The sequence below is a fragment of the Dietzia aerolata genome (genome assembly GCF_014144865.1).
Classification (GTDB): domain Bacteria; phylum Actinomycetota; class Actinomycetes; order Mycobacteriales; family Mycobacteriaceae; genus Dietzia; species Dietzia aerolata.
Genome location: NZ_JAALDM010000290.1, coordinates 1 through 4677 on the forward strand (window position 1 = coordinate 1; position 4677 = coordinate 4677).

The 4677-nt window shown below is 70.6% G+C and carries 7 protein-coding genes; 4 read left to right on the forward strand and 3 right to left on the reverse strand.

Annotated elements, in window-relative coordinates; translation table 11 throughout:
• The first annotated feature begins 233 nt into the window (after nt 1-233).
• Together G6016_RS15090 and G6016_RS15095 are read left to right on the forward strand one after the other, a co-directional pair.
• Nucleotides 234-431, forward strand: coding sequence for a hypothetical protein (locus G6016_RS15090; RefSeq protein ID WP_206682320.1), 198 nt, complete (start codon nt 234-236; stop codon nt 429-431).
• A gap of 1 nt (nt 432) precedes the next feature.
• Nucleotides 433-684 carry a YlcI/YnfO family protein gene (locus G6016_RS15095; RefSeq protein WP_206682321.1) on the forward strand — a complete coding sequence of 84 codons (252 nt, stop codon included), beginning with the start codon at nt 433-435 and terminating at the stop codon, nt 682-684.
• Between the two features lie 58 nt (nt 685-742).
• On the opposite strand, the gene thiG is transcribed toward G6016_RS15095, so the two are convergent.
• The 3 genes from thiG to thiO form a co-directional block, all read right to left on the reverse strand.
• Nucleotides 743-1513 (reverse strand): thiazole synthase, encoded by a 771-nt coding sequence (gene thiG, locus G6016_RS15100; RefSeq protein ID WP_182633438.1) that lies wholly within the window; start codon nt 1511-1513, stop codon nt 743-745.
• 34 nt (nt 1514-1547) lie between these two features.
• A complete protein-coding gene (gene thiS, locus G6016_RS15105) occupies nt 1548-1748 on the reverse strand; it encodes a sulfur carrier protein ThiS (protein WP_182633433.1) in 201 nt (66 codons plus the stop codon).
• 81 nt (nt 1749-1829) lie between these two features.
• Nucleotides 1830-2981, reverse strand: a complete 1152-nt coding sequence (gene thiO, locus G6016_RS15110; protein ID WP_182633434.1) for a glycine oxidase ThiO — start codon at nt 2979-2981, stop codon at nt 1830-1832.
• Between the two features lie 116 nt (nt 2982-3097).
• Between thiO and G6016_RS15115 the strand changes: the two genes are divergently transcribed.
• The gene (locus G6016_RS15115) at nt 3098-3694 is read left to right on the forward strand and encodes a hypothetical protein (protein ID WP_206682322.1); all 597 of its coding nucleotides are present in this window, start codon (nt 3098-3100) and stop codon (nt 3692-3694) included.
• A gap of 208 nt (nt 3695-3902) precedes the next feature.
• Nucleotides 3903-4628: a thiamine phosphate synthase gene (thiE, locus tag G6016_RS15120; RefSeq protein WP_182633435.1), complete on the forward strand. Its 726-nt coding sequence runs from the start codon at nt 3903-3905 to the stop codon at nt 4626-4628.
• Nucleotides 4629-4677 lie beyond the last annotated feature (49 nt).

Sequence of the window (4677 nt, forward strand, 5' to 3'; positions counted from 1 at the left end):
GTGCCGCGGCCGGGGCATTAGGTCACGCCTCTCCACTGGCTCACCAGGTGAAGCACTCCGCGAGGCTCTGGCGCCAGCTCCCCAAGAAGCTCCAAATCCGTACTACCTTGTAGTACATTTCTAGGGTGGGTAAGGAAATTCGATGGGATGCTCCCGCCACTGCATATATTCGCTCCCGACCCCAACGCTATCCAGGCGGGCGCGGTGTGGAACCTGAGTGGGCTGGCGAGGTCATGGATGACGACGAACTCCTCGCCTTGGAGCCCGATCCGAAGTCCCGCATGGGGGCGTCTCGCTTCATCGGCTACTCCCCCACTGCTGGCCGGGTTCTGACGGTCATCGCCTTCCGCGATGACGACGGTGACCTGCATGGCATAAATGCGTGGCCCGCCACCGGTGCGGACCTCAAGCTCTATCGCGAAGGAGACTGACATGGCCACCAGCATCGATCCCGATCTAGCCGCTCGTCTGCGGGCAGAGTCCGAAGCAGGCAAGGATGACCCGTACCCAGAAGGTGTCACCGGTGCCCGCCCGAACCGGCAGCGTTCGAAGGTGTACTCAGTGCGGCTGAGTCCGCAGGAGCAGGACGATCTCCGTCGTCTCGCCGAGGCCAAGCACCTGCCGGCCTCGACGTTGGTTCGCTCGTGGATCCTCGAGCGGCTAGACGCCGAGCGCTCCGCCTGACTTCGCTATTCTCATCGGAGCTCGCGGCGCCTTCAGTGGAAGGTCACACGGTGCCGCGCTAATCGATCGGCGGGCTGGAGGCCTGCGCCCAGAATCGCTTGGGGATCCGGCCTGCCAACCTGGCGGCGTGCCCGGCGCGGACCGCCTCGCGCATCGCAGCGGCCATGAGCGGCGGGTTCTCGGCGCGCGTCACGGCGGTGGCTAGCAGCACGCCGTCGCAGCCGAGCTCCATGGCCAGGGCGGCATCTGAGGCGGTGCCGATCCCGGCGTCGCAGATCACCGGCACCCCGGCGCGTTCGACGATCATCTCCAGATTGTGCGGGTTGGAAATGCCCAGCCCGGTGCCGATCGGCGCGCCCAACGGCATGACCGCCGCGCAGCCCACGTCCTCGAGCCGGCGCGCGAGGACGGGGTCGTCAGTGGTGTAGGGCAGGACGACGAAACCGTCGTCGACCAGGTCTTCCGCCGCCTCGACGAGTTCGATCGCGTCGGGCAGCAGGGTGCGCTCGTCGGCGATCACCTCGAGCTTGACCCAGTTCGTCCCCAGCGCCTCGCGGGCCAGGCGGGCCGTCTTGACCGCCTCGGCGGCGCCCCGGCAGCCGGCCGTGTTGGGCAGGGGACGGATCCCGAGCTCGCGCAGCATCCCGAGCAGACCCGGCCCGTCCGAGCCCAGACGCATGTCGACCTTGCGGATGGACACCGTCGTCAGCGCCGTGCCGGACGCGATGAGCGCCTCGCGCAGCACCTCCTGGTTGCCGGACCCGCCGGTGCCGGTGATGAGCCGCGAGGAGATCTCTTCACCCGCGATGACCAGCGGCGAGTCCAGCACGCTCGCGACCTGCGCCGCGACAGCCGGATCGGCCTCAGCCACCCTGGACCGCCATGAGGATGTCCACCTCGGCGCCGGCGCCCAGCGGGGTGTCGTCCCAGTTCGAGCCGGGCACCACCGCGCCGTCGACCGCCACGGCCACGCCGTCATCGGGCAGGTCCATCGCGGTGACGAGGGTGCGGACGGTGGCGCCGTCGGTGAGCGTGCGGTCCTCGCCGTTGACGGTGACGATCATGGGTCCTCCTCGGGGCAGAACTACTCACCCACCACGGTAGTCACCCCCGCACAGCCCCGCGCCCCCGGCCTGTGGCGGCGCTCACCCCCGCCGGAACCGCCCCGCCCCGGCCGCGCGCGCCGCATCGGGAATCGGCCGGTTCTGCAACTCGGCGAGCACGGTCGCCGCCGTGATGGGGGTCAGCGCGATCCCGTTGCGCCCGTGCCCGGTGGCAAACACCACGCGCGGGTCATCGGGGTCGGCGCCGAGGATCGGCAGGTTGTCGGGGGTCATGGGCCGCAGCCCGGCGATCATCTCGGCTAGCTCATACTCGCCGATCCCCGGAAAAATCGTCTCCGCATCCGCCAGCAGATCGCGCACGCCGGCCACGGTCACCTGCCGGTCGTCGCCGTGCTCGTACTGCGTCGCCCCCACCACGAGCCCACCATCGCGCGGCACCAGGTACAGCGGGCGACCGCGCACGAACGCGCGAACAACTCCCCGCGGAGCGTCCTCGCAGCCGGGCCTGGCCCGAAGTCGCAGCACCTCCCCCTTCACCGGCCTGATCGGGAGTCCGGCGAGAGCTGCGGACCCGGCGCCCGCGGCCAGCACTATGCGGTCGGCGCCGGCGATGTCGTCGTCGTCCAACGATCCGACCTCGCCCCGCACCCACGTGACACCCTCGGCGCGACAGGCGCGGGCAAGCGCGGCGAGGAGGACGCGGTTGTCCACGGCGCCCTCGGAGTCCATGCGGTAGGCGGCGCGCGCCACGCGCGCGAGGGACGGTTCGGCGGCGCGGAGTTCGCGGCGGGTGACACGTCGCAGGTCGGAGCCCTTCACCCCTTCGACGACGACGACGTCGTTCCCCTCCGCCCACGACATCGCCATCTCGAGGTCACGTGCATCGGCGTCATCCACCGCGAGCATGTGCGTGTGGGTGGCGCTGCGGATCTCCCGCCCGGGCGGCGTGTGCGGGGCGAGGTCGGCGAGGAAGGTGTTCCACAGGCGTAGAGAGGCCACGCCGAGGGCGAACACGTCCTCCTCCCCAGGCCACGCCTCGCTGAAGGGGGCGAGCATGCCGCCGGCGACCCACGCGGCGCCGGAGGTGGGGACGCCGTCCGGGCCGGAGTCGTCGGGCTCGTGGATCACCACCTCGTCCGCCAGGCCGACGCGGGCGATGGTCCAGGCGCACGCGAGGCCGATCACCGAGCCGCCGATCACGGCGATCCGGCGGGTGGGGGCGCTTGCTGTCATCCCGCCACGCTACCCCGACGCCGAACCGGGCCCGCGTCAGGGCGAACCCGGGTATCCACCCCGAAATCGCCGCTGGACCAGTGATTTCGCGCCCGGTGCGGCCTAGCGTCAGCGACATGAATTCGCATCAGACACCGTCCGTTCCGTGGCAACCTCACATGTCCGGGGACCCAGCCCCGTATCCCTCAGCAGCTGGGGGCCCGGCGCCATACCGGCTCGCTTCCGCAGCCGGCGGTCCGGTCCCGTACCCGACCCGGCCTGCCGCCCCTGCTGCGAGCAAGCCGCCGGCGATCGGGCTCCCGTTGCTCGCCGTCCTCGGTCTGGCCCTGCTGGCCGTGCCGCGCGTGATCCTCCACGACCTGCATCTGGTGAACGAGGAAACGTTCGTCAATCTGCTGCTCGTGTTCGTGCCGCTGATCGTGTGGATCGCGGTCGTGCTGCGGGCCCGCGTGAAGCGGCCGTTCACCACTCTTCTCGCGGTTGGCGGTGTCTACGGGGTGTTCCTCGCGGTGACGCATCAGCTGCTGTGGAACATCAACTTCGAGGGCACCCCGCTGGAGCTCAGCGGAAACCTGGCCGGGACCGATTCTTTCCTGCAGGAACTGGTGTTCCGGGCCTCGGTCGGGGTCTCGTCACTGGTCACCGGACTGGTGGTGGGTGCGGTCGCCGGACTCGTGGCGCTCGGCCTGTCGAAGCTGACCCGGCGCTCGTGAGTTGAGACTTGGGCTGGGACCTGAGTTGGGGGTTTGAGTTCGGCTTTGAGTTTGGATGATCTCAGTTGCGAGACTCGGCCATTTTTCGCGACTCAGGTCATCCAAACGGAAGGCAGTCCGGGCGGAAGGCAGTCCCGGCGTCCCGGGGCGGAACCATCCCGGCGGCACTCGGGGCCGGGCCGCAGGCGCAGCACCTACTGTGTGATCCATGACCTCCCGCACCGACCGCCTCCGCTCCCGCCTCGCCGACGCCCGCCTCTACCTCTGCATTGACGCCCGCCGGCACCTGGATGAGCAGGCGCGTGAGCAGGGCTGGACCGGCGAGTACCCGGCACTGCGACGCGACGTCACCGCAGCACTTGCCGGTGGGGTGGACCTGGTGCAGCTGCGGGACAAGAACTCGGCCGGCGAGCAGGAGCTTGGACCGCTCGAGGCCGGGCACGAACTGCGCGCGCTGGCCGTGATGCGGGAGGTGTGCGACGCCCACGGCGCGCTGCTGTCGGTCAACGACCGCGCCGACATCGCCGCGGCCGCCGGCGCCGACATCCTGCACATCGGCCAGGACGACCTGCCGGTGGAGTGGGCGCGGAAGATCATCGGCGACGAGATGCTCCTGGGGCTGTCCTGCCACGCGACCGACGAGGTCGACGCCGCCGCCGCAGAGCCACTGGTCGACTACTTCTGCACCGGCCCGGTCTGGCCCACGCCCACCAAGCCGGGCCGCCACGCGCCGGGCCTGGAGCTCGTGCGCCACGCGGCCGGGTTGAGTGCGTCGTCCGCGGTCAAGCCGTGGTTCGCGATCGGCGGGATCGACACCAGCAACCTGCCCGAGGTGCTCGAGGCGGGTGCGCGCCGGGCCGTGGTGGTCCGCGCGATCACCGACGCCGACGACCCCACCGCCGCAGCACGGAGACTGGCCCACGCGCTGCCCTGAGCGAGGTGCGTTGGCCGCCACAAAACCGGGGACCCGGCCGGGCGCCCGC